The following is a 21,825-nucleotide window of genomic DNA, read 5'->3' on the forward strand; positions in this document are numbered from 1 at the left end:
TTATGCCACTTCTTCTCCTTTACTAGCTTCTAATAATAAGAACCAATCTTGTAATTCTAACTCTATGCTTAAAGCTTTGTTTGCATTTAAAATTCGGTCTCTATTTGTTGTACCAATTACTGGCGAAATATTTGCAGGATGCTTTAAAATCCAAGCTAATAATAGAACATCTTCTGTTACATTATATTTTTCTGCTAACTGAGTTAAAACTTTTTTAATACGAGTTGTCTGTTCTGTGTGCTCTTTAAAAACAGTTCCCAAAGGACTCCAACACATTGGTTGAATGTCTTTTTGTAGCATTTGATCTAAACTACCATTATGCATTGCTGCATGTTGTGTTAAAGAAAATTCTACTTGATTTACAGAAACAGGAATTTTATCAGAAATTAAATTAATCTGAGAAGGTGTAAAATTTGATACTCCAAAATTGATAATTTTTCCGCTTTCTTTTAATTCAGTAATTGCTTCTGCAATTTCATTAGGATGCATTAACGGACTTGGTCTGTGCAATAAAAAAGTATCTAAATAATCTGTTTGTAAATTTTTTAAAGACTGTTCTGCACTCCAAACAATATATTCTTTGCTGTAATTATAATGTTTTAGTTTGTTATTTCTAGATTCTGTTACTAACTGAATTCCGCACTTAGAAATTAACTTTATATCTTTTCTATGAATTCCGCTTTCTTTAAAACCTTTACCAAACGCAGCTTCCGTAGTAAAATGACCGTAAATATCTGCATGGTCAAATGTAGAATTTCCGTTTTCTACACAAAATTGAATCATTTCTGATTGCTCTTTTGTCGAAAACTGTTTACCCCAAACTCCCCAAGACATGCAACCTATTATTATTTCTGATTTTGACATTTTTTATTCTTTATTTAAAATTGTAGCACTTGCTTGTGCTGTTGGGTATACTACTAAATCTTCTATATTAACATGATATGGTCTTGTTACAACAAAATGAATAATATCTGCAATATCTTCTGCTTGTAAAGCTTTGTAACCGCTATAAACTGCTGCTGCTTTTTTAGAATCTCCTTTAAAGCGAACTTCTGAAAATTCTGTCTCTACGGCTCCTGGATGAATTGCAGAAACACGAATATTGTGTTTATTCAAATCTATTCTCATAGATTTATTTAAAGCATTTACAGCATGTTTAGAGGCGCAATACACATTTCCGTTCGGATATACTTCTTTACCTGCAATTGAACCGATATTTACTATAAAACCATTGTTTCTTTCTATCATTTGCGGAAATATAGCTTTAGAAACATACAATAATCCTTTTACATTAATATCTAACATTGCATCCCAATCATCTAAACTACCTTCTTGTATTGTAGATAAACCATGTGCATTACCCGCATTATTAATTAAAATATCTATCTGCTTAAAATTTTTTGGAAGTGATGCAACTGCTTTTTCTACGGCAGCTCTATTAGAAACATCAAATTGTAAAATAGTAACATCTGTAATAATGCTTAATTCTTTTTGTAAAGATTCTAATCTATCTAATCTTCTACCACAAAGAATTAATCTAATATTATTTTTTGCAAAGATTTTTGCAGTTGCTTCGCCAATACCAGATGTTGCGCCAGTAATAAATGCTGTTAATTTCATGTTTTTTTATTTTAAGCTAAAACTTTGTATAAAATTATGAAATCTTTTTGGCTTAAAATTAAACGATAAAGATACTTTTTAGCAATTATTAACAAAGAAAAAACCGTCCTCCTCAGGACGGTTTCTCTTTCAATTGGTTATTAAGCAATAACCAACCAAAAATCAACTAACCAAACTTTATTTTAAATTTCTTCTAATTTTTGTTTTTCTTACTATTTTAGTACGTTTTCTATTCGAATTCCTTACAATAGATTTTGCACTTTTTTCTGATGCGTCTGTTTTTAAATATTGTACAAAACCTCTACCATTAAAAACATATGTTGTTTCAGATTCTATGTTGTAAAGACTAATCTTTCCATCATTTATAACGCTTAATTCAAACTCTTCTATATCTCCGCCATCATAATTAAGTGTTAATATTTTAAGATCTTCGAAACCGGTTACATCAAACACTTCATAATCTCCAACGTAACTCCAATTTATATTTGCAATTTGTGTGCCAAAGTTGTCTTGAGAACTATAAAAAGTAGTTGTGTTTTTCGGAGTAAATTGCAAGTAATTTTCTAAATCAAATGCATTAGGCACTCCGCCTGTTGTACTTGTTTTCTCCCAAGCTTGATACTCTTGTAAAAAATACTCTATGTTTTCATAGAACAACTTGTCATAATCAAAAGTATTTGTCTCGGTAACCAATTAGAAAATAAGTAACATTTTGTCTGTAATTATACAATCTAATTTCGTTGTTAGAAGTTATAGTTACTTCAAAATCATTTCTTCCGTCTAAATCGTGTCTTGTTTCTAAAAGACCTGTATACGTGTTATATGTACCAACATCTATACCTAAACCATTTCCTGTAAAACCAATATCTGCTATATTATTATTTGCATATAAAACGCCATCTAAAAATGATAAAGTAAAAGCTTTAGCCACAAACGGAATGTCTCCGTTACCAATAGTTCTGTGATAATCTACGTACCACAAATCGTAATTAGATACAACTTCTTCTAAAGAGATTTCATTCTCTATAAAATTGTCTTCGAAAACTGTGGTACATGAGCCTAAAAATGCTCCTGTTAAAATAAATGTAAAAAGTAGTTTTAAAGATTTCATAAGCTGTAGTTTTAAAGTTACAGTTAGAAATATTCAAATTGCGTGCCAAAAATTAATTTAAACACCAAACAACTAAAAACCAGTGTTTTAATTATTTTTTTGAGGCGTAGGAAAAGCGCGAGATTGAACTTCTTTTATATTCTTTACTTTGTAAAAAACAGATTTACCATCTTTATTAAAACTGATTATTGCCTCGTTTTTTTCTAATTGAAAAGGAAACTTTTTAGCAGTTGGCAAAGTATTTTCTAATTCTTTAGTAGGGTTTGAATCTAAAATAACATCCCTTTTTATATTTACATTTGAAGAAAAATGACCAATCAATTGTACTTTATTACCATTTACAACAACCTCTGCTTTCGCTATTTTATTTTGAAAATAAATCGAATCAAACTCTATTTCTAAAGCATTTTCTAATTGAATTTCGAGTTTTGTACCAGCAACACCTTTTTGACCGCCAACCCAGTTATTATAAAATGCTTTTTCTACTTTAAAAGCAGGATTTTTAATTATTGAACTACTACCACATTGAGAAAAACCAAATAATATGGTTAAGATTGTTAAGATTTTCATGACTTTCATTTTTTCTAGTTTAGTCTTAGTATGTCAAATGATATGCCAAGATAAAATAAAATCTACTCAAATTAAGTAGATTTTATTTTTTTCAATATTTTAATATCCTTTAAGAATTACTTCCTAACATCAATAATTCGCTTACTAAAATCTCTGTTACGTATCGTTTTTCTCCTGATTCTGTATTATAAGTTCTGTTGGTTAACTTACCTTCTACCGCAATTTCTTGCCCTTTGTTTATATAGTTTTCTACAACTTTTACAAGTCCGCCTTTAATAATAATGTTATGCCAATAAGCACGCTCTACTTTGTTACCTTCTTTGTCTTTATAACTATCATCTGTTGCCATAGAAAATTTTGCCATTTTGTTGCCATCTTTAAAAGTTACTATTTCCGGCTCTTGACCTAATCTACCAATTAACTGTACTTTGTTTCTTAACGTATTCATAAGATAAGTTTTGTGCATTTATTATGTAATGCAAGTTTATAATTTATTTTGTCTACTCGTTTAGACATTGCAAAATTGCGACAGTACCGCTTGCTTATTCGGTTTTAAAACAATTACTTTCGGTTGTAATTACTTGTAGTCGTTTGTAAACGGATAATTTTTAGTATATTTACTAAATGAAAATCTTATAGACATGAAATCGTACAGAAGTGAACAATGGAAGCTATTTGAAAAAGAAAATTATGATGTTGCTAGAGAAAAACTTTACGTTTCTAATTACGGAAGAGTAAAAAGAGAAATTGAAGAAGGTGTCTTCGAACTTCTTAGAATTGGTCAAATTAACAATTTTGAAACCTTTACATACCCCAAAATAGGTAGTAAGAGAAAAGCAAATGCTTATGTGCACAGAGTTGTTGGTTTATTATTTCTAAAAAAGAAGAAGATCAAAAATTTGTAATTCATTTAAACCACGATTTAAAAGATAATTACTATCAAAATTTAAAGTGGGTAAATCAAAAAGAATTAACAAAACACCAAATAACGAATCCTAAAAGAATTGCAAAATTTGGTATTAAACCTGGCGCAAAATTAACAGAAGGTAAAGTTAGAATTATTAAGAAAAAGTTGTTAGACCCTAACAGAAGAACTAGATTAAGAATTATTGCAAGTCAATTTGGTATTACAACAATGCAGTTAAGAAGAATTAAATCCGGCGAAAATTGGGGTGAAGTAAAAGTGTAATAAGATTGCTATTAATGGAAAAAAAGAGTGTTTAGAGTGTAACGAGCTACTAAAGGGCAGAATCGATAAAAAATTCTGTTCTGATTATTGTAGAAACTCCTACAATAACCGAATTAATAAAGACAGTAAAAATTTAATCAGAAATATTAATAATAGACTTCGAAAAAATTATAAAATACTTTCTGATTTAAATTCTACTGGTAAAACTAAAGTTAGTCGAACTAAATTGTATGATAAGGGTTTCGATTTTCAGTTTTTTACATCAATTTATAAAACAAAAACGGGCAACTTATACCATTACATTTACAATGAAGGTTATTTAGCTTTAGAAAATGAAACTTTTTTATTAATTAGAAAAGATAAATAACTTGAATGAACTTACATAAATTATTCTGTAAGTTTATTCATTCTAATACGTAAAAGATGTCTATTTTCATCTGTAAACATACTTCTACCATGAAGAGTTGTCTTATTATTTATAAATATTAAATCGCCTTCTTCTAAATAAAATGTTATCGTTTTAGTATTATTTAATACTACATTTTTTAGTGCTTTATAAGCATCAATTTGCTGCATGGTACAAAGAGAACTATCGCAGTTTATAGCTTTTTCGAAAGTATCTACTCGAAACCTAATTTCATTGTCTCTTAATATTGGTCCGAAATTAAATTCGTGGTTTTCAGATTTATTTTTTTTAAAAACATTTGGAACAATAAAGGGGAAATTTGTTTCTCTTAGTATTTTTTCTAATTCTTTACCATTATCTAAAGCTCTTAAATCGGTTAAAATATCTTCTAACTTTAATATATATGAAATTCCGCCACCACAATTTGCTTTTTTTAAAGTTAACAAACTAAAAAAATCTTCAGGATAATTACTATACTGACTATCTGTATGTAATTCTGCTTCATGGGAATGCTCTGAATACGTTTTTATAAAGCTTTTAGAAGTAGAATTAGACTTAATATCCCAAATTATTTTGTTATCTAAATCATGACCAACAGGATCTCCTATAAGTTTTGAAAGTTCTAAAAATTGTGATTTAGTTTCTTCTAAGTCTTTTAATATTTCATAACCCCTAACAACAACATAACCTACTAACTTTAAATCTAATAGAATTTTATCTACTAGTTTATTCCTTTTATTTGAATAATCCTTAAAAGGTATTATGTTTATTAATTTACTTAATTTAACTTCCATTTTCGATATTTTTAAAAATTACAGGGAAAAAATTTGAATCTCTATAATTAGGTTTACCAAAAGTATCTTTATTACAAATCTTATCGTAACCGATAACAACTAAATCTCCTTTATCATTGTAAACTTCTTGGTATTTATTATTGAAATCTTGTAAATGAACAGCCAGAGCTAGTCTATTTTTATTGCTAGTATTAGGAAAACTACTGTGTATTGTGTTACAATTATGAAAACTTACTTGACCTTTTTTTAAAGTCATCATTTTCTTAGAGTAATCTGGTTTTTCAGTCTTTAGATAGTTTTCAAATTTTGACAAATCTTGATTTTTAAAAGAAAAAAAGACTTTAACTTTTCTTCATCTTTCCATTTATGGCTATTATTTATATGAGTTAAAGGCCCCATATTTTCAGTACAATCTTGTAAAGGTATCCAAGCAGTAAGAAGGTTATTAGAGGTACATGTAGGCCAATATGCCTTGTCAGAATGCCATCCAACAACACCCTTATTTGTTGGTTTTTCCGAAGCTTATTTATTAAAGAGTCTGCAAACAACCTTACTTCTGATGTTCTTGCTAATAAAGATGAAATTGCTCCAATTAGAGGGTAAAATCCTAATTTTTGTAACTCTTTTTTTGTAACGTTACAAATTCATTGTTTCTAATTGCAGAAGATAAATCTAAATTATCATTTGCAATACCTAAATTATTTTTTAAGGTAAAATCTGTTATTCCTTTGTAAAATTCTTCAGCTCCTTTAATAGCATCGTCTAATACATCATCTCGGTATTATTTTTTTACTTATATACCATCCATTTTTTTCATAAAGCAAAATTTCTTCTTCAGTTGGTAACATTGCTTTTTGTTCTTCTGATAAATCTTCTAAATTAAATTTAAAACTCATAATTAATCAATAAAGTTATTTATAGCAACTGTATCTAACAATGTATTACTTGCTAAAATTAAGGAAGATGCTTTTCTGTGATCTACTTTATTTGTAACAGGATGAGATGATGTTCTAAAATCTCCCATACCAAAATAATTATCATCAAAAAACAATAATGTTCCCGTCACAAAATCTTCAAAATTTTCCTCGGAAATATTACCTGTAATAGTTTTTTGAGGAATCCATTTTTGTAAAATCATTTCTTTTCGTTCTGTTTCTGAAAACAGTTTTTCCCAAACATCGTTTTCTGTAACAATACCTGCATATATTTTTTGACTTTTCCCTAAAGCTCTATGTTTTAGAATCCATTTATCTTTTTGACTTTTCGCTTTTTCCCAAATTTCTCTTTCTTCGATAGATGTATATGTAGGTATGTAAAAATCTTTAAAAAATAAAATTTCATCTTTAGTTAAAACATTTTCTAGTAATTCTTTTTTTCCTAAAACAGAAAAAAACCTTTTATCATGAATTAAAAAAATAGTTCTAAAATCATTAATAATATTTAGCGGCATTAATTGTTCTATAGTTTGTAATGAAAATGAAGTAATTTCATCAAAAGCTAATTCGCTTATTACCAAACTACTTTTCATTGATCCAATAAACTTTTCTATTTCTTTGTAATTAACTTCAATAACTTTGTAACCCATTCTTATAAAGATGTCTATATAAATTTTGGATTCATTTCTTACATCATCTCCTTTTAAAATAAAAATTGATTCAATATCTTTTAAATATGATTCAAAATGGATGTAAATTGGTTCATATAAATTTACTATTTCAACATCCGCTAATTCTTTCTTTTGATAGTCTGATGCAACATCATTTATTAATTCTGCTAAAAACATTCCATTTAAAGAAAACCTACAAGTAATTTCGATGATTTTTACTTGATTATTTTTATCATAAACAAAGTCTGTTCTATAAGTTCCAGTTTTATATTCTTTTTTATTAAAAATTCTAATAATTTCTTCAACTTCAGAATTTACAGGCATTAAATGTTTGTACTTATTATAAGATGTAACAAACTCGCAAATTAGCTTATACATTACTTTCTGTAGCTTTATTAATTGATCATTATGATTTTTATTAATAATAATAGGTTGTTCAAACATCCATTGCTTATAATAATCCTTTTTATCTATAACAAATCTCTTCACCGATTCTTTTAAATTCATTCATTTAAGTTTAGATTAAGTTATATTCTTTTACGGTTTGTTTTGTTTGCTCTATGCCTGTATGCATTAACATATCTATAATAGATAAATGTTCGTTAAAAGAGTGATTAAATTGTTCGTATGAATAATCTTTAGTATTAACGAATAAAAGTTCTAATCCATTTTTTTTAAAATACTCTTTATCATAAAGTTCTGTCCCTCCGATTGGATTTATGTATGTTTTACTATTAAATTTTTTACAAAATTTAATAATCCTTTGAGACTTAATATCTTCTTTATTAATATTATTTTGATTTACTAACTCTTCTTCTACATCTTGATTTTTACTATTATCATATAATATATTAGTTCTTATATCTAACAACTTACATATTTTTATAATACAATTAGAGTTAAACAAATGTAAATTAATCTCAGGAGAATTAATTATATCTTCTAGAGGAGGGTAAATATCACTAAAGTAATTAGCTTTCTTATAATTAAAAAAATTAGATTTAATAGTTTCTCTTTCCAATTATTATCTCCATTTATTTCAATTTCTTTTATTAATTTTTTAGAACTTTTACCATTTACTGGTACATTAATAAAAAAAGGAGACCCTTTGCCTTTATCTAAAATTCTATTTCGGGTTATCCATGATTTTTTATTAAAAGAAACATTTTCATATAAGATAAACGTATCAACGCTTTCTATTAATTGAAAATATCCAATGTAAGGGAAAAAATAGGGTTGCATTATACCTAAATTCATTATTATATATAATTTATTAAAAGTATAGGTTTATATCTCTTTTGTAGATGCCTCTAGAAGCAAAACTTAAAATAAAATTGTAGCTTAGATTAATTAAATTTGTAAAATTTTGAAACTCTAAAATGTTAAAATTATAGCCCTAATTAATTGCAAGATCAAAATATTTTTTTAAAAAAATAAAGTTTTAATTTTGGGCAAAAAAGAAAATAAGTAAATAACCTGTACATGGGGTCTATATTTTAGTAAGTTATAATTGCGAAAATATAAAGTTCTTTATTAATTACAAATAAAAAATCAGTTTTTGAGCAAGAACATCAAAAATACGTTATAAAATAGGTATTTACACTACCATGTATTACCCTCTACACTAATGGCAGCTTGTAATACATCTTTTTGACTTAATTGCCCTATAAGTTTACCGTTTTCAATTACAGGAAATCTTCTTCTTCTAGATGAAATAAATTTAAATGCTGCATCAAAAATATTCATGTTTTTATCAATAGTATCTACATCTGTAACCATATATTTACCAACAGTATTATTTGTATCTGCAGGCATATTGTAGTACTTACTTTCAGAAATATGTTTTATACAATCCGTTTCAGAAATAATACCAACAAGCTCATTCTTTTCATTTACAACAGGTCCACCAGAAATTTTATTAGTAATCAACTGTTCTATCACATAATCTAAAGAATCTTCTGCTTTAAAGGTTACCAAATTTGTAGTCATATAATCCGACACTAAAATTTGTGTTTCTTCTTTAATTTGATTGGTTTCTCTTTTACCTTGAAAGCTCTTAATTCCCATAATATTAGATTTTTAGTTGTACTAAAGTTAGCAAAATTTTTAATCGGTTTTACTTTTGATGATAATTTTTTTAATTCACTACTTTTATAGAAATAAAATTTTAGCATGAATAAATTTTCTACGATTGTTTCTACCCTACTAATTTTAGGTGTAATTTTTTGGAGTTTTAGTAGTTTAAAACCCTCTATAAATACTTCTAAAAATACAAACGAAACATCTTTTTCTTTAGACAATGCCTTACATCATTTAAAAAACATTAGTACAAAAGCCCATTATGTTGGTTCTGATGAACATAAAAATGTACAGAATTACATTGTAACAGAATTGCAAAAAATGGGATTAGAACCACAAATTCAGACCCAAACTGCTATCAACAAAAAATGGTTTGCCGCTACTACTGCAGAAAATATTATCGCTAAAATTAAGGGCACAAATTCTGATAAAGCTTTACTTCTACTTACTCATTACGACGCAAACCCACACTCTTCTTTAGCTGCAAGTGATGCTGGCTCGGCGTAGTTACTATTTTAGAAGGAATTAGAGCTTTTTTAGCAAAAGGAACTACCCCAAAAAATGATATTATTATTTTAATTTCTGATGCAGAAGAATTAGGTTTATTAGGTGCGCAAGCATTCGTAGACCAACATTCTTGGGCTAAAAACGTTGGTTTAGTTTTAAATTTTGAAGCTAGAGGAAGTGGCGGACCAAGCTATATGCTAATGGAAACAAATGGTAAAAACAGCAAATTACTATCAGAGTTTTTGGCTACAAAACCCAATTTTCCGGCAGCAAATTCTTTAATGTATTCTATTTATAAAAAATTACCAAACGATACAGATTTAACTGTTTTTAGAGAAAGTGGAAATATTAACGGATTTAACTTTGCTTTTATTGGCGATCATTTTGATTACCATACAGCACAAGATTCTTATGAAAGATTAGACCGAGAAACCCTATTACATCAAGCAGATTATTTTACAACCTCTTTAAATTATTTTGCAAACGCAAGTCTATCAAATTTAAATTCTGAAGAAGATTTTGTGTATGTAAATTTTCCGTTTATTAAAATGCTAACATTTCCGTTTTCTTGGGTAAAACCATTAACAATAGGTTGTTTAATTGTTTTTATTGTTTTGCTTTTCTTCGGAATTTCACTTAATAAAATAGATGCAAAAGGAATTTTTAAAGGTTTTGTACCGTTTTTAGTTTCATTGGTTTTATGCGGATTAATTTCTTTCGGATTATGGCAATTATTACAAATTATACATCCGCAGTACAAAGATATTTTACACGGTTTTACTTACAATGGTTATCAATATATTACGGCCTTTGTATTTTTAAATCTTTGGCTATTATTTACAATCTATAAACGTAGCGCAAAAGAATTAAAACCTACAAACTTACTAGTAGCACCCTTATTTTTCTGGTTAATTATTAATTTAATTATTGCTTACACACTAAAAGGTGCTGGCTTTTTTATTATTCCGGTTATTAGTGCCTTACTAATTTTAGCAATTGCAATTTTCTTAGACTTAAAAGAAGGTTCTAAAAGAATATTATTTACCATTTTATCGATACCAACTCTTTATATTTTTGCTCCTTTGGTTAAAATGTTTCCTGTTGGTTTAGGTTTAAAAATAGTCTTTGTTAGCGCAATTTTTATTGTGTTGGTTTTTGGTTTGATGATTCTTAGTTTTCATCAAAAGAAAGCTTTTTTTAATCAGAAATTAAGTGGCATATTAGCTATTGTGTTTTTTGGTTTGGCAACGTATAATAGCGGATTTTCAACAGAAAACAAGAAACCTAACAGCATCGTTTACATTCAGAATTCTGATGATAAAACTGCTTATTACGGAACCTATAATACTGTTTTAGACACTTATACTAAACAAATTTTTAATACTGATTACTCTGAGGGCGGACTTGAAAATGCCGACACAAAAAGTAAATACAACACACGTTTTAAATTTGCTAAAAAAACTAGTTTTAAAAATATAGAAAGTGCAAATTTAATTACAGATTTAGATACAATTATTGGCTCAAAACGATTTTTAGAGTTAACCCTTTTACCTACAAGAAAAGTTAATAAGTTCGAATTTATAACCAAAAACAACATTAGTTTACATCAATTTAAAGTAAATGATGTGTTGGTTAATGATGGTAAAAAATACAAAGCAAAACCTGGTACATTTTTAATTTATCACTTTGGAAATAGTGACAAAGAATTAACAATTTCTTTTACTGTTGATGTGAACGAGAAATTAGATATTATTTTGAATGAAATTTCTTATGATTTGTTAACCAACAAAAACTTTAACATAAAATCAAGAACCCAAGAAATGATGCCAATGCCTTTTGTTACTAATGATGCTATTATTATCTCTAAAAAGCTTGTTTTTTAAAGTGATTTAGACTTCAGAAAATATAAATATTTTCAAAATAGCTTAGCCCAAATTAAGGCTGCTTTAATATTTTTTTATTGAATCGTTTAATACTTTCATCTAAAAAAGATTTTTGCGCTATTTTTAAAATAAGAAAAAACAGTAATAAAATTCTATAATAATTTTTAAAAACAAAAAAGCATTTCGATTTCTCAAAATGCTTTTCGTTTTCTTTAAAAGAATAGCTTTTTAGTCTATTTCTGATACTCTTAATGTATTTACCATACCTTTTGCTTCTACTGGCATAGAAGTAAGATTAATCATTAAATCGCCTTCTTTTACGTATCCTTTATCTTTAGATAGCTTGTTAATATCTACAACAGTGTCATCTGTACTTAAATTTTTATCGTAATAGAATGCTTTAACACCCCAAAGTAAGTTTAGTTTTCCTAAAATTCTTCTTTCTGATGAAAAGGCTAAAATTGACGATTGTGGTCTCCAAGCAGATATTTGAAACGCTGTATAACCACTATTTGTTAATGTAGAAATTGCGGCTGCATCGATATCATTTGCCATTAATGCTGCATGATGACAAACTGCTTTTGTAATAAATCTATTCGTTCTAATATGTGGTGCTTCGTGTGGCACTTTTATCATTCTAGAGTTTTCTACAGATTTAATAATTTCTGCCATTTTTTGAATAACTCTAATTGGATGTTTACCAACAGAAGTTTCTCCAGAAAGCATTACTGCATCTGCACCATCCATAATAGAATTTGCAACATCATTTACCTCTGCTCTTGTTGGTACAGAGTTATCGATCATTGTTTCCATCATTTGCGTTGCAATAATTACAGGTATTCTTGCTCTTTTAGCTCTTCTAACTAATTTCTTTTGAATTAACGGTACATCTTGCATAGGAATTTCTACTCCTAAATCTCCACGAGCTACCATTAAACCATCACAATAAGGTATTAATGCATCTATATTTGCAACAGCTTCGGCTTTTCTATTTTTGCAATTACAGGAACTCTATATTCTGAATGTTGATCGATTAAATCTCTTAACATCCTTAAATCTTCCGGCGTTCTAACAAAAGATAATGCCATCCAATCTACATTTAAACTTAATGCAAAAACTGCATCTTCTTTATCTTTTTCTGTTAAAGCTGGTAAAGAAATTGCTGTATTTGGTAAGTTTACTCCTTTTTTAGATTTTAAAGGACCACCAACTATCGTTTTAACAACTACTTCTTTATCTTTATCTGTAGATACTACTTCGAATAATAATTTACCATCGTCTACTAAAATTTGTTCTCCTACTTTTACATCTTTAGGAAAACGTTGATAGGTCATAAAAGCTTTTTCTTTAGTACCTGTACATTTTTCTGTAGTAAATGTAAATAGATCTCCGTCTTCTAAAACTACACCATCTTCCATAACACCTACTCGAAGTTTTGGTCCTTGTAAATCTGCAAGAATAGCTACGTTGAAATCATTTTCTTCGTTAATTTCTCTTATAGTCTTAACAGTCTTCTTTACATTTTCATATTCTGCATGAGAAAAATTAATTCTGAAGACGTTTACACCTTCTTTTGCTAAATTTGTTAAAATTTCTTTAGTACCTGTAGCGGGTCCTAACGTTGCAACGATTTTAGTTTTTTTATAATCTGTCATATTAAAATATTAAAAAGTCTTTAGACTTTAGTGTGTTTTTATCTATTGAATAAGATGTTATTACTTGCTCAATTTCTTTTATTTTTTTTACTGTATTTATAACATAAGCATCGCCTACTTCACCGAAATTTTAATAAAAAAATCTACTTTCTTCTTTTCCGGAATTAAGTAAGTTCTAGTTTCTGTAGTTAAAAGTAACTCGTTAGACTGTGTTTGGTTCTCATTTTTAAAGCTATTTGCAATTAAAAACCAATCGTAATCGTATTTTTTACTTGAAAAATTATAGATAGAAAATGATGCTAAATTATTATCTTTTTCGAACTCTAAATTTTTGGTCGATTTAGAAAATTTTATGCTTAAATTTTTATTTAGTAAATATGCAAGCCTGTAGTCTTCTAATGCTGTATGAATACCTATTAAAGAGTATTCTTCTTCACAAAAATCTTCTAAACCTAAAGCATGAATTTGCATATATCGTAAATTTACTTTTAGTATTTAATCTTGCTAAATTACTAATAGTTTACGAGTATTCTAAGTTATTTTAACGAAAACGTTATCGCTTTAATCTAGAGAAATTTGCTTTTGAAAAGCAAAATAGACTCTTTTAGATGCTTGCTCTTCTGCTTTTTTCTTTGATGTAGCCCTACCTTTGGCAACTTGCTCGCCATCTATACTTACTTTAACACTAAAATGTTTTACGGGGTCATTACGTGAATCTTCGTAAGTATCGAAGCTGTAAATTTTCTTTTGCTTTTGGCACCACTCTATTATCAAACCTTTGTAACTAGTAATTTTACCTTCTAGTTTTTCGATATCTACGTAAGGTACAATTACATTATGGTATATAAATTTCTGACAAAAATTATATCCTTTGTCTAAGTAAATAGCACCAATTAATGCTTCAAAAATATTACCATGAATATTATCGCCAACATTAGATTGATCGATATTACTTTTTACAAATCTTATTAAATTTAAGTCTTTACCCAACTCATTTAAATGCTCTCTACTAACAATTTTAGAGCGCATTTGTGTTAAATAACCTTCTGTACCTGTAGGAACTTTTTTATATAAATAAGCAGCAATTACAGATCCTAAGATAGAATCTCCTAAAAACTCTAATCTTTCGTAGTTTATAGGATTCCCTTTTCTGTCTAACATTTGAACAGATCTATGGGTAAATGCTTTTTTGTATTGATTTATTTTTCTTGGAGAAAAATTTAGTAGTTTTCTTAATTCGTTATGAAATTCTGCATCTTCTTTAGAATGCGGTTGAACTATTTTACGAATAAAACTATTCATAAACTACTCATCTAATTTCTTAAACGCTACACAAGCATTGTGACCACCAAAACCAAAAGTATTACTCATTGCAACTTTAATTTCTCTTTCTTGAGGTTTATTTATAGTTAAATTAAGTTCTTGGTTTATATTTTCATCTGCATTAGAATGATTAATTGTTGGCGGCACCAAACTATGTTTCATTGCTAAAATAGAAGCAATCGATTCTATAGCACCTGCTGCACCTAATAAGTGCCCAGTCATAGATTTTGTAGAATTGATATTGATATTCTTAGCGTGGTCTCCAAAAACTTCTGATATTGCTTTTAACTCTGCAACATCACCAAGTGGTGTAGATGTACCGTGTGTATTGATATGATCTACATCTTCTGGTTTAATACCGAATTTTCTAAACAATTTTTCATTACTGCAATTACACCCAAACCTTCCGGATGTGGCGCTGTCATATGATAAGCATCCGAAGACATACCGCCTCCAATTACTTCTGCATATATTTTTGCGCCTCTTGCTTTTGCATGCTCGTATTCTTCTAAAATAATTGCTCCTGCTCCTTCTCCTAAAACAAAACCATCTCTTTCTGCGTCAAAAGGTCTCGATGCAGATTCTCGAGATTCATTTCTAGTTGACAAAGCGTGCATTGCGTTAAAACCACCAACACCTGCATATGTTACAGCAGCTTCAGAACCACCTGTAACAATAACGTCGCAGTGGCCTAATCTAATGTAATTTAAAGCATCTATCATTGCGTTTGCAGAAGATGCACAGGCAGAAACTGTAGTATAATTTGGCCCCATAAATCCGTTTTTAATAGAAATATGTCCTGGCGCAATGTCTGCAATCATTTTTGGTATAAAGAAAGGGTTAAATCTTGGTGTACCGTCTCCAGCACCAAAATTTATAGCTTCATTTTGAAAAGTTTCTAAACCTCCAATACCAGCTCCCCAAATTACACCAACTCGTAATTTGTTAATGTTTTCTAGATCTAAATCTGCATCTGCAATTGCTTCATCCGAAGCTACCATTGCATATTGCGTAAATCGATCCATTCTACGGGCTTCTTTTCTGTCAATAAAATCATTAACCTTAAAGCCCTTAAGTTCACATGCGAAACGAGTTTTGAACTTGGCAGCATCAAAGTAAGTGATAGGTGCTGCTCCGCTAACTCCGTTAACTAAGGCGTTCCAATATTCTTCAATATTATTACCAATTGGCGTTAATGCGCCAAGTCCAGTGACTACAACTCGTTTTAATTGCATATAATTCTTACTTTTTGCTTCTTCTATATAACTAACCGCTTGACCTACAGTACCAATGTTTTCTGCTTGATCATCTGGAATTTGGATATCAAATTCTTTTTCGAATTCCATAATTAACTCAACAGTATCTAAAGAATCTGCTCCTAAATCATTTGTGAAGCTAGCTTCTGTTGTTACTTCGTTATCGTCAACGCCTAATTTGTCTACGATAATCGCTTTTACTCTTGATGCAATGTCTGACATAATTTTTTAATTTTAAATTTTAAATCGGGGCAAAAATACAAATCTTATTAATTATAACTAATTTTTGTCCCAAAAATGATTATTAAAAGTAAATAAAATAATTTAATCTTTACTCAAAACAATCAGTTTGTTAATAATTATTCTTTTTTTGTAGCTTAGATATATAGATATGAAGCGTATTGTTGTTTTTGCTTCGGTTCGGGTTCGAACGCAGAAAACATTATTAAGTTTTTTAATCATACTAAAACCGCTAAGGTTACTAAAGTGTTGTGTAACAATGAGCATGCCAAAGTTTTTGAACGATGTAAAAACTTAAATATTAATTGTTTACACTTTAATAGAAACGATTTTTCTAAAACAGATACGGTCTTAAATATTTTAAAAAACCAAGCAGATTATATAATTCTAGCTGGTTTTTTATGGAGAATTCCACAAAAAATAGTCGATGCTTTTCCTAAGAAAATCATCAATATTCACCCAGCATTATTACCAAAATATGGCGGAAAAGGAATGTACGGAATGCATGTTCATAAAGCCGTAAAAGATAATAACGAAACCGAAACAGGTATTACAATTCACTATGTAAATGAAAATTACGACGAAGGTGCCATCATTTTTCAATCAAAAACAGCTTTAAACGAGCAAGATACACCAGAAACGATTGCAGAAAAGATTCATTTATTAGAACAACGCTACTTTCCGAAGGTTATAGAAGAAGTTATTTTAGCTACAAATGAGTAAAAAAAGTTTTATGTGGTTTGGAACGGACGTAAAAAAGGAATTTATACGTCTTGGAATGTTTGTAAAAAACAAATAGACGGCTTTGAAGGTGCACAATACAAATCTTTTGCAAGCTTAGATGATGCTGAAGTTGCGTTTTCTAAAAATTTTACTGATTATATTGGTAAAAACACCAAAAAACCGACACTTTCTACTGCTGATAAAACAAAATACGGTAAACCAAATTTAGAGAGTATTTCTGTAGACGCTGCTTGTGCAGGAAACCCCGGTAAAATGGAATACAGAGGTGTTTTAACGCATAATAAACAAGAAATTTTTAGAAAAGGACCTTACGCTAAAGGAACCAATAATATTGGCGAGTTTTTAGCTTTGGTACATGGTATTGCACTTTTAAAAAGCAAAAACAAAGAAGATATTCCTATTTATTCTGATTCTAAAATTGCCATGAGTTGGATTAAACAAAAAAGGTGTAAAACCAACATGCATTTTGATGCTTCTAACAAAGATATTTTAGAACTGATTAAAAGAGCAGAAAAATGGTTGAAAGAAAATACTTTTAAAAACCCAATTTTAAAATGGGAAACCAAAGCATGGGGAGAAATTCCTGCAGATTTTGGAAGGAAGTAAATGGTATTCAATAGCAATACACAGTTAACAATAATTTTATTGATAACTGAAATTACAAATTATACCCAATACTAAACATTATAATTCTTGGTAAAATAAAAGTTTTAGAATCTGAAACTACATAATCTGAAAAGCGATTCCTTTGTTTAAACTGAGCGTTAAACATATTTTGTGCACTAATTTTATAAGACCAAGCACTGTCTTCTTTTTTATAAGATAAGGTTGCATTTGCTATTTCATAGGTGTTTTTCTGACCCAAATCTTTATTTTCATAAATGCTTTTTCTATAATCAAAATTGAAAATAAAGCCGTCTAAAAAGTCGTAATCTACGGTTACAAAAGGTTCTGTGGTGATAAATTTAGAAGTGTTGTTACTAGAAAGAATAATTTAAACCAACAGTAAACTGTCTTGGCCGCAATGAAAATTTAGATTCAAAAACAAAATTTGAGCTATTTTGAACCGTCGAAAAGAACTTCTCATTAAGAATATTATTAAAAGATACTCTAAGAAATAACTTCTTAGATGGTTTGTAATAAAAAGATGCATTAAAAAGTGTGTTTCTATTATTTACTAAGCTTGATGAAAAACTTGTAAAAACTGATTCTGACTCGAAATTAATTCTTGTTTTTAATGATGTATAAAAGTCCAGTTCTAAATTATGTTTAAGAAATGTATTTGAGGTGTTAAAACCGTTAGACTTACTTTTCCCAAATCTTACTAAACCATTATACCTTAAACCATACCAAGTGTCATTATCTAAATTAACGCCAAAGTTTATAGAGTGGTTTATTAACTTTGTTTCTTGCTCTATATTATTAAAAATTTGATTAGACTTAATTTGATTAAATGTATATTTTAAATCTGTTTTTAAAATTCTAAAAAAACTTTTTGTGAAATTTGTTTTGTTCGTAAAACTAATCCTTCTGTTTGGCAACTTAATTGCTTCTGTTTGAATAAGTCCATTTAAATCTAAACTACTTGAAAGTATAAAATCAGAGTTTGATTCGACAATACTAGAACTATTACTAAAAAAAGCCTTTTAAAATATTAGTATACCCAATATTTAAAATTCCAAAAATATTTCGTGTTACGTTAATCTCTTCTGGATTTCTATAAAGATTACTATAATCTTTTAAAATAATACTATTAAATAATTCAGAAAAACGAGATACTGATGATACATAACTACCCACTGTAGAAATATTCCATTGATGATCAATTTTATATCTAATTGTTGCCCTTGGTTGAAAGAACAGATAATTTTTTCTCCTATTTAATACTGGAGAAAAACGTTCAACTTTATTTAAATGAATATATTTAAAAGAGGGTTTCAAAGTAATCATAAGATCCTTAAATTTTACAGTGCTTTTTAAATTAGATATAGATTCAAAAATATTTAATCTAAAATCTGAACGGAAAGGAAATATCAATTGTTCTTCCATAGTACCATCAAATTGAGCTAAATTACTAATTAAGGACTCTCTGCTCCAATTAACTCTTTGCTTTAATTGAGATTTTAACTTACCCATTTGAAAATTATAAGCACTATAGACTCCTAGAGAGAACTGCTTAACATTTATATTCTGATTGGTTTGTTCGGGTTTGTTATTACTCAAAATAACATCATTAAAAACACTAGGAGTTACATTTACACCTTCTTTACTTCTTATGTATTTTAATAACAGCCCACTATTTATAATTCGATTATTTATTTTTGTTTTAAATTCTGTTAAGTTTTTAATTGATTTTACATCATCTTTGTATAGGTAATTTAATAAGTTTCCATTTTGCAAAATTTTGGACCCCCTTTAGAGTTCTGTCCGTTAATCGTAATCCTATTCTTTAGGTATAATTTATCCTTATTAATTTCTTGTACTAAACCTAAATAATAATTCTTTTTTGTAATTTCATTTCTATTAACTTTATCTACTAACGTAGTATCTGTGTCAAAAAAACCTTTGTGTAGAGCTGCGGTTTAACCTATTATCATTGTAGCTATAATTTGCACCCGCTTTTAATATCAAGTCTCCACCACTTTTTATCAGAGCATCATTGGTAACCGAAAAAGAGTTGTTATCTAACCAATATTTATTAGATATAAATGTTCCGCTCGTATTTGGTGGGCTTAAAATATTAGGAGGGTTAATTTCCATTTCAATAAAATCACTATTTGTTAATGTTAGGCTCATACCATTATTTTCAAGAGAATTACCTATATTATTAGTTTTTCCACTTGCTATATCTTGAAAATTTTCTTTTAAATATATTGGTGTGACTTCTAAATTTCTTGCAAAGAAAGGGGTACCTATGTCTGCTTTAGCACTACCAAAAACTAAGCTATGGTCTTTTTTAATTTTTAAATTGAAAGCAACATCTTCAGAATCTGTAATACCTTTATCTATACGAGAATGATTATGATTTTTCATAATATCTATCTCTTTAACAGAGCTTGCTGGTATTCCTCTTGTTGCTATATTATACCTACCTTCTAATAAATCTACTCCATTAATATAAAAATGACTTATAATTCTATTGTTGTAACTTATTTGTCCATTCTCATTTATTTTGACACCTGGTATTCTATTAATAACCTCTTCTATTGTATAATCTTTTTCTTTTTGAATTCCTGTTACTTTATAGGTAATAGTGTCTCCTTTAATTTGAAGAACTTTCTTTGCTTTTAAAACCACCTCTTCAAGAAGATTAGTTTTTGATTTTAAAGCAACTTTCAAATCTTGTGAAATGTTTTTGTATTTACTTGTTTTGGCGCCATAAGAAAGATGCCTAAATGATATCCAAAACTCTTTATATGCAGAATCTTCTTTGAAATTCAACACAAAACTTCCGTCCTTTTTAGAGGTTGAATACGCTATAATATTTGTTTCATTCTTACTGTAGGATGCAACTATTGACGCTCTTGGTATAGGCTTAAAAATAGAGTCTGTTATTTTACCCTTGATAGTAATTTGTTGCCCAAAAACATTTACAACAAAAAGGAACAGATAAATGTAAAATAATTTTGAGAATATATTCAAAAACTAATTTTTATTAACGTTTATTATTTTTTATGATCAATTTCTATAAAATTGTTCTTTTTTGAACGATCTACGTTTCTTTCACTTTTAAAAGGATTATTATTATCTGAACCTGTAAACTCTAATACATTTGTAACACCTTGATTTTTGTTAAGCAAATTCATTCTATCTTGAAAACTTAAACTTTTATATTTAAAACGGATTTCATTATATTTAGATCTATCAACAACTATACGTTCACTTTCTTCTTTAAGGTGATAAAGTTTTTTTAAATGTAGATGTTTTTTAGTTTTTAAGCTATGTATAGAAAAAGTATATGAATTAGTTATGTCTGTCATTTTTATAATAAGACCTGGTAAACCTCTAAATTTATAAGGACCTACATTTAAAGGCAAGTCAATAGCATACCATGCTATCCAATCTCTTCCCCCATAAGATAATGTAGCTTTTTTACATTTATACCCTTTTATAGTTTTTGTTTCAGGTTTTAATACCCAATTAAAAGAAATTTTTTCTTCATATTGGTATTCATTATCCCCAAAATTGTCATAATATTTTAAAACATCTTTTTCGAATTCTATAGCATATTTTTCTCTAGAAAAATATCTGCTGAGATCTTCATTAGTTATTTTTCGTTTTGCTCTAACTGAATCTAATTGACTTTCATTATCCCATTGATAAATAGATTTGTCCTTATAAACATATAAACTGGCATAAGCTTCTTTGGGCTGTTTATAAGTTTTAAGTAACATTGATTTAGTTTGGTAAACAATTTTGTAGTAATCACTATTCTGTGACTGAATGTTAACTGAATTATAAAAAATAATAAAAACTAGCAGATATTTCATAAAAAATTTAAAAAAGGTTTTAACTGTTACAATAATCATCAAGAAATTCCTGAGCTATTTGAAATTCTGCAATTGTTGGTTTTCTTGGTCCTGCATTAGCGATATTTACATCTACTTCTAAAACACCTGTTAATCTTGGAACAACAGATACACATCCACTAAAACAGCTTGAAGAAATAGCTGATGCATTTGGTCCACAATTAAATACAACCTCATCAACACTTACTTCCTTCTCATAAGTAGTATTACTCTCTTCTAGCGAAGTAAAAGAAGACATTCCAAATACAATAGCTAAACCTAATATTATTTTTTTCATTTTAAAAAATTTGAAACCCTATTTTATGGGTTTGTT

General features: G+C 28.3%; 26 protein-coding genes and 5 pseudogenes. 6 read left to right on the top strand and 25 right to left on the bottom strand.

Going from position 1 to position 21,825, the window contains the following annotated elements:
- From ACZ1HD_RS17280 to ACZ1HD_RS17305, 6 genes are all read right to left on the bottom strand, one after another.
- A complete protein-coding gene (locus ACZ1HD_RS17280) occupies positions 1-864 on the bottom strand; it encodes an aldo/keto reductase (RefSeq protein ID WP_472688165.1) in 864 nt (287 codons plus the stop codon).
- A gap of 3 nt (positions 865-867) precedes the next feature.
- Positions 868-1,620 (bottom strand): SDR family NAD(P)-dependent oxidoreductase, encoded by a 753-nt coding sequence (locus tag ACZ1HD_RS17285; RefSeq protein ID WP_472688166.1) that lies wholly within the window; start codon positions 1,618-1,620, stop codon positions 868-870.
- A 177-nt stretch (positions 1,621-1,797) separates the two neighbouring features.
- Entirely contained in the window at positions 1,798-2,313 is a 516-nt protein-coding gene (locus ACZ1HD_RS17290) for a hypothetical protein (RefSeq protein WP_472688167.1), read from the bottom strand.
- Complete coding sequence (locus tag ACZ1HD_RS17295) at positions 2,288-2,731, bottom strand: hypothetical protein (RefSeq protein WP_472688168.1); 444 nt, start codon at positions 2,729-2,731, stop codon at positions 2,288-2,290. Before ACZ1HD_RS17295 ends, ACZ1HD_RS17290 begins: the two co-directional genes overlap by 26 nt.
- Positions 2,732-2,818: 87 nt before the next feature.
- Positions 2,819-3,301, bottom strand: a complete 483-nt coding sequence (locus ACZ1HD_RS17300) for a hypothetical protein (protein WP_472688169.1) — start codon at positions 3,299-3,301, stop codon at positions 2,819-2,821.
- A 109-nt stretch (positions 3,302-3,410) separates the two neighbouring features.
- Entirely contained in the window at positions 3,411-3,749 is a 339-nt protein-coding gene (locus ACZ1HD_RS17305) for a single-stranded DNA-binding protein (RefSeq protein WP_340931959.1), read from the bottom strand.
- Between the two features lie 193 nt (positions 3,750-3,942).
- Here ACZ1HD_RS17305 and ACZ1HD_RS17310 point away from each other — a divergent pair, with 193 nt between their 5' ends.
- On the top strand, positions 3,943-4,206 hold the full coding sequence (locus tag ACZ1HD_RS17310) for a hypothetical protein (RefSeq protein WP_472688170.1): 264 nt from the start codon (positions 3,943-3,945) through the stop codon (positions 4,204-4,206).
- A 294-nt stretch (positions 4,207-4,500) separates the two neighbouring features.
- Positions 4,501-4,857: a hypothetical protein gene (locus ACZ1HD_RS17315; protein WP_472689402.1), complete on the top strand. Its 357-nt coding sequence runs from the start codon at positions 4,501-4,503 to the stop codon at positions 4,855-4,857.
- Positions 4,858-4,877: 20 nt separating this feature from the next.
- Here ACZ1HD_RS17315 and ACZ1HD_RS17320 read toward each other — a convergent pair whose 3' ends face one another.
- The 8 genes and pseudogenes from ACZ1HD_RS17320 to ACZ1HD_RS17355 all read right to left on the bottom strand — a co-directional run bounded on the left by ACZ1HD_RS17320 (position 4,878) and on the right by ACZ1HD_RS17355 (position 9,363).
- A complete protein-coding gene (locus tag ACZ1HD_RS17320) occupies positions 4,878-5,690 on the bottom strand; it encodes a TauD/TfdA family dioxygenase (protein WP_299064597.1) in 813 nt (270 codons plus the stop codon).
- A complete protein-coding gene (locus tag ACZ1HD_RS17325) occupies positions 5,680-6,003 on the bottom strand; it encodes a phytanoyl-CoA dioxygenase family protein (RefSeq protein ID WP_472688171.1) in 324 nt (107 codons plus the stop codon). The genes ACZ1HD_RS17320 and ACZ1HD_RS17325 overlap by 11 nt, the downstream gene beginning before the upstream one ends.
- A pseudogene (locus ACZ1HD_RS17330) lies at positions 5,979-6,140 on the bottom strand (phytanoyl-CoA dioxygenase family protein); the annotation flags it as partial. The gene ACZ1HD_RS17325 and the pseudogene ACZ1HD_RS17330, both read right to left, overlap by 25 nt.
- Positions 6,141-6,460: 320 nt before the next feature.
- Positions 6,461-6,586 carry a hypothetical protein gene (locus ACZ1HD_RS17335; RefSeq protein ID WP_472688172.1) on the bottom strand — a complete coding sequence of 42 codons (126 nt, stop codon included), beginning with the start codon at positions 6,584-6,586 and terminating at the stop codon, positions 6,461-6,463.
- A gap of 2 nt (positions 6,587-6,588) precedes the next feature.
- Complete coding sequence (locus ACZ1HD_RS17340; RefSeq protein WP_299064593.1) at positions 6,589-7,803, bottom strand: hypothetical protein; 1,215 nt, start codon at positions 7,801-7,803, stop codon at positions 6,589-6,591.
- 10 nt (positions 7,804-7,813) lie between these two features.
- On the bottom strand, positions 7,814-8,317 hold the full coding sequence (locus ACZ1HD_RS17345) for a WbqC family protein (protein ID WP_472688173.1): 504 nt from the start codon (positions 8,315-8,317) through the stop codon (positions 7,814-7,816).
- Entirely contained in the window at positions 8,239-8,553 is a 315-nt protein-coding gene (locus ACZ1HD_RS17350; protein WP_472688174.1) for a WbqC family protein, read from the bottom strand. The genes ACZ1HD_RS17345 and ACZ1HD_RS17350 overlap by 79 nt, the downstream gene beginning before the upstream one ends.
- A gap of 345 nt (positions 8,554-8,898) precedes the next feature.
- On the bottom strand, positions 8,899-9,363 hold the full coding sequence (locus ACZ1HD_RS17355; protein ID WP_472688175.1) for a CBS domain-containing protein: 465 nt from the start codon (positions 9,361-9,363) through the stop codon (positions 8,899-8,901).
- A gap of 105 nt (positions 9,364-9,468) precedes the next feature.
- On the opposite strand from ACZ1HD_RS17355, the gene ACZ1HD_RS17360 reads away from it, so the two are divergent.
- Together ACZ1HD_RS17360 and ACZ1HD_RS17365 are read left to right on the top strand one after the other, a co-directional pair.
- On the top strand, positions 9,469-9,882 hold the full coding sequence (locus ACZ1HD_RS17360; RefSeq protein WP_472688176.1) for a hypothetical protein: 414 nt from the start codon (positions 9,469-9,471) through the stop codon (positions 9,880-9,882).
- A gap of 17 nt (positions 9,883-9,899) precedes the next feature.
- Positions 9,900-11,765: a M28 family peptidase gene (locus tag ACZ1HD_RS17365; protein ID WP_472689403.1), complete on the top strand. Its 1,866-nt coding sequence runs from the start codon at positions 9,900-9,902 to the stop codon at positions 11,763-11,765.
- A gap of 228 nt (positions 11,766-11,993) precedes the next feature.
- On the opposite strand, the pseudogene pyk reads toward ACZ1HD_RS17365, so the two are convergent.
- From pyk to ACZ1HD_RS17390, 5 genes and pseudogenes are all read right to left on the bottom strand, one after another.
- Positions 11,994-13,420, bottom strand: a pseudogene (gene pyk, locus ACZ1HD_RS17370) (pyruvate kinase).
- A 114-nt stretch (positions 13,421-13,534) separates the two neighbouring features.
- Positions 13,535-13,891 (bottom strand): IPExxxVDY family protein, encoded by a 357-nt coding sequence (locus ACZ1HD_RS17375; protein WP_472688177.1) that lies wholly within the window; start codon positions 13,889-13,891, stop codon positions 13,535-13,537.
- Between the two features lie 90 nt (positions 13,892-13,981).
- Positions 13,982-14,722 carry a ribonuclease III gene (gene rnc / locus ACZ1HD_RS17380; RefSeq protein ID WP_472688178.1) on the bottom strand — a complete coding sequence of 247 codons (741 nt, stop codon included), beginning with the start codon at positions 14,720-14,722 and terminating at the stop codon, positions 13,982-13,984.
- Positions 14,723-14,725: 3 nt separating this feature from the next.
- Positions 14,726-15,978: pseudogene (gene fabF, locus ACZ1HD_RS17385) on the bottom strand (beta-ketoacyl-ACP synthase II).
- 72 nt (positions 15,979-16,050) lie between these two features.
- Positions 16,051-16,221: pseudogene (locus ACZ1HD_RS17390) on the bottom strand (acyl carrier protein); the annotation flags it as partial.
- A 169-nt stretch (positions 16,222-16,390) separates the two neighbouring features.
- Here ACZ1HD_RS17390 and purN point away from each other — a divergent pair.
- Both purN and ACZ1HD_RS17400 read left to right on the top strand, forming a co-directional pair.
- Positions 16,391-16,962, top strand: a pseudogene (gene purN / locus ACZ1HD_RS17395) (phosphoribosylglycinamide formyltransferase).
- Between the two features lie 12 nt (positions 16,963-16,974).
- Positions 16,975-17,589 carry a ribonuclease H1 domain-containing protein gene (locus ACZ1HD_RS17400; protein WP_472688179.1) on the top strand — a complete coding sequence of 205 codons (615 nt, stop codon included), beginning with the start codon at positions 16,975-16,977 and terminating at the stop codon, positions 17,587-17,589.
- A 52-nt stretch (positions 17,590-17,641) separates the two neighbouring features.
- Here ACZ1HD_RS17400 and ACZ1HD_RS17405 read toward each other — a convergent pair whose 3' ends face one another.
- From ACZ1HD_RS17405 to ACZ1HD_RS17430, 6 genes are all read right to left on the bottom strand, one after another.
- Positions 17,642-17,848: a hypothetical protein gene (locus tag ACZ1HD_RS17405; RefSeq protein ID WP_472688180.1), complete on the bottom strand. Its 207-nt coding sequence runs from the start codon at positions 17,846-17,848 to the stop codon at positions 17,642-17,644.
- 115 nt (positions 17,849-17,963) lie between these two features.
- The gene (locus tag ACZ1HD_RS17410; RefSeq protein WP_472688181.1) at positions 17,964-18,524 is read right to left on the bottom strand and encodes a hypothetical protein; all 561 of its coding nucleotides are present in this window, start codon (positions 18,522-18,524) and stop codon (positions 17,964-17,966) included.
- A gap of 91 nt (positions 18,525-18,615) precedes the next feature.
- A complete protein-coding gene (locus ACZ1HD_RS17415) occupies positions 18,616-19,383 on the bottom strand; it encodes a hypothetical protein (protein ID WP_472688182.1) in 768 nt (255 codons plus the stop codon).
- A gap of 153 nt (positions 19,384-19,536) precedes the next feature.
- On the bottom strand, positions 19,537-20,625 hold the full coding sequence (locus ACZ1HD_RS17420; RefSeq protein WP_472688183.1) for a peptidase associated/transthyretin-like domain-containing protein: 1,089 nt from the start codon (positions 20,623-20,625) through the stop codon (positions 19,537-19,539).
- Positions 20,626-20,648: 23 nt separating this feature from the next.
- Positions 20,649-21,512 (bottom strand): GLPGLI family protein, encoded by an 864-nt coding sequence (locus ACZ1HD_RS17425; RefSeq protein WP_079737722.1) that lies wholly within the window; start codon positions 21,510-21,512, stop codon positions 20,649-20,651.
- On the bottom strand, positions 21,493-21,789 hold the full coding sequence (locus ACZ1HD_RS17430) for a hypothetical protein (protein WP_079737723.1): 297 nt from the start codon (positions 21,787-21,789) through the stop codon (positions 21,493-21,495). The genes ACZ1HD_RS17425 and ACZ1HD_RS17430 overlap by 20 nt, the downstream gene beginning before the upstream one ends.
- Positions 21,790-21,825 lie beyond the last annotated feature (36 nt).

The organism is Polaribacter sp. HA6-7 (assembly GCF_055693625.1).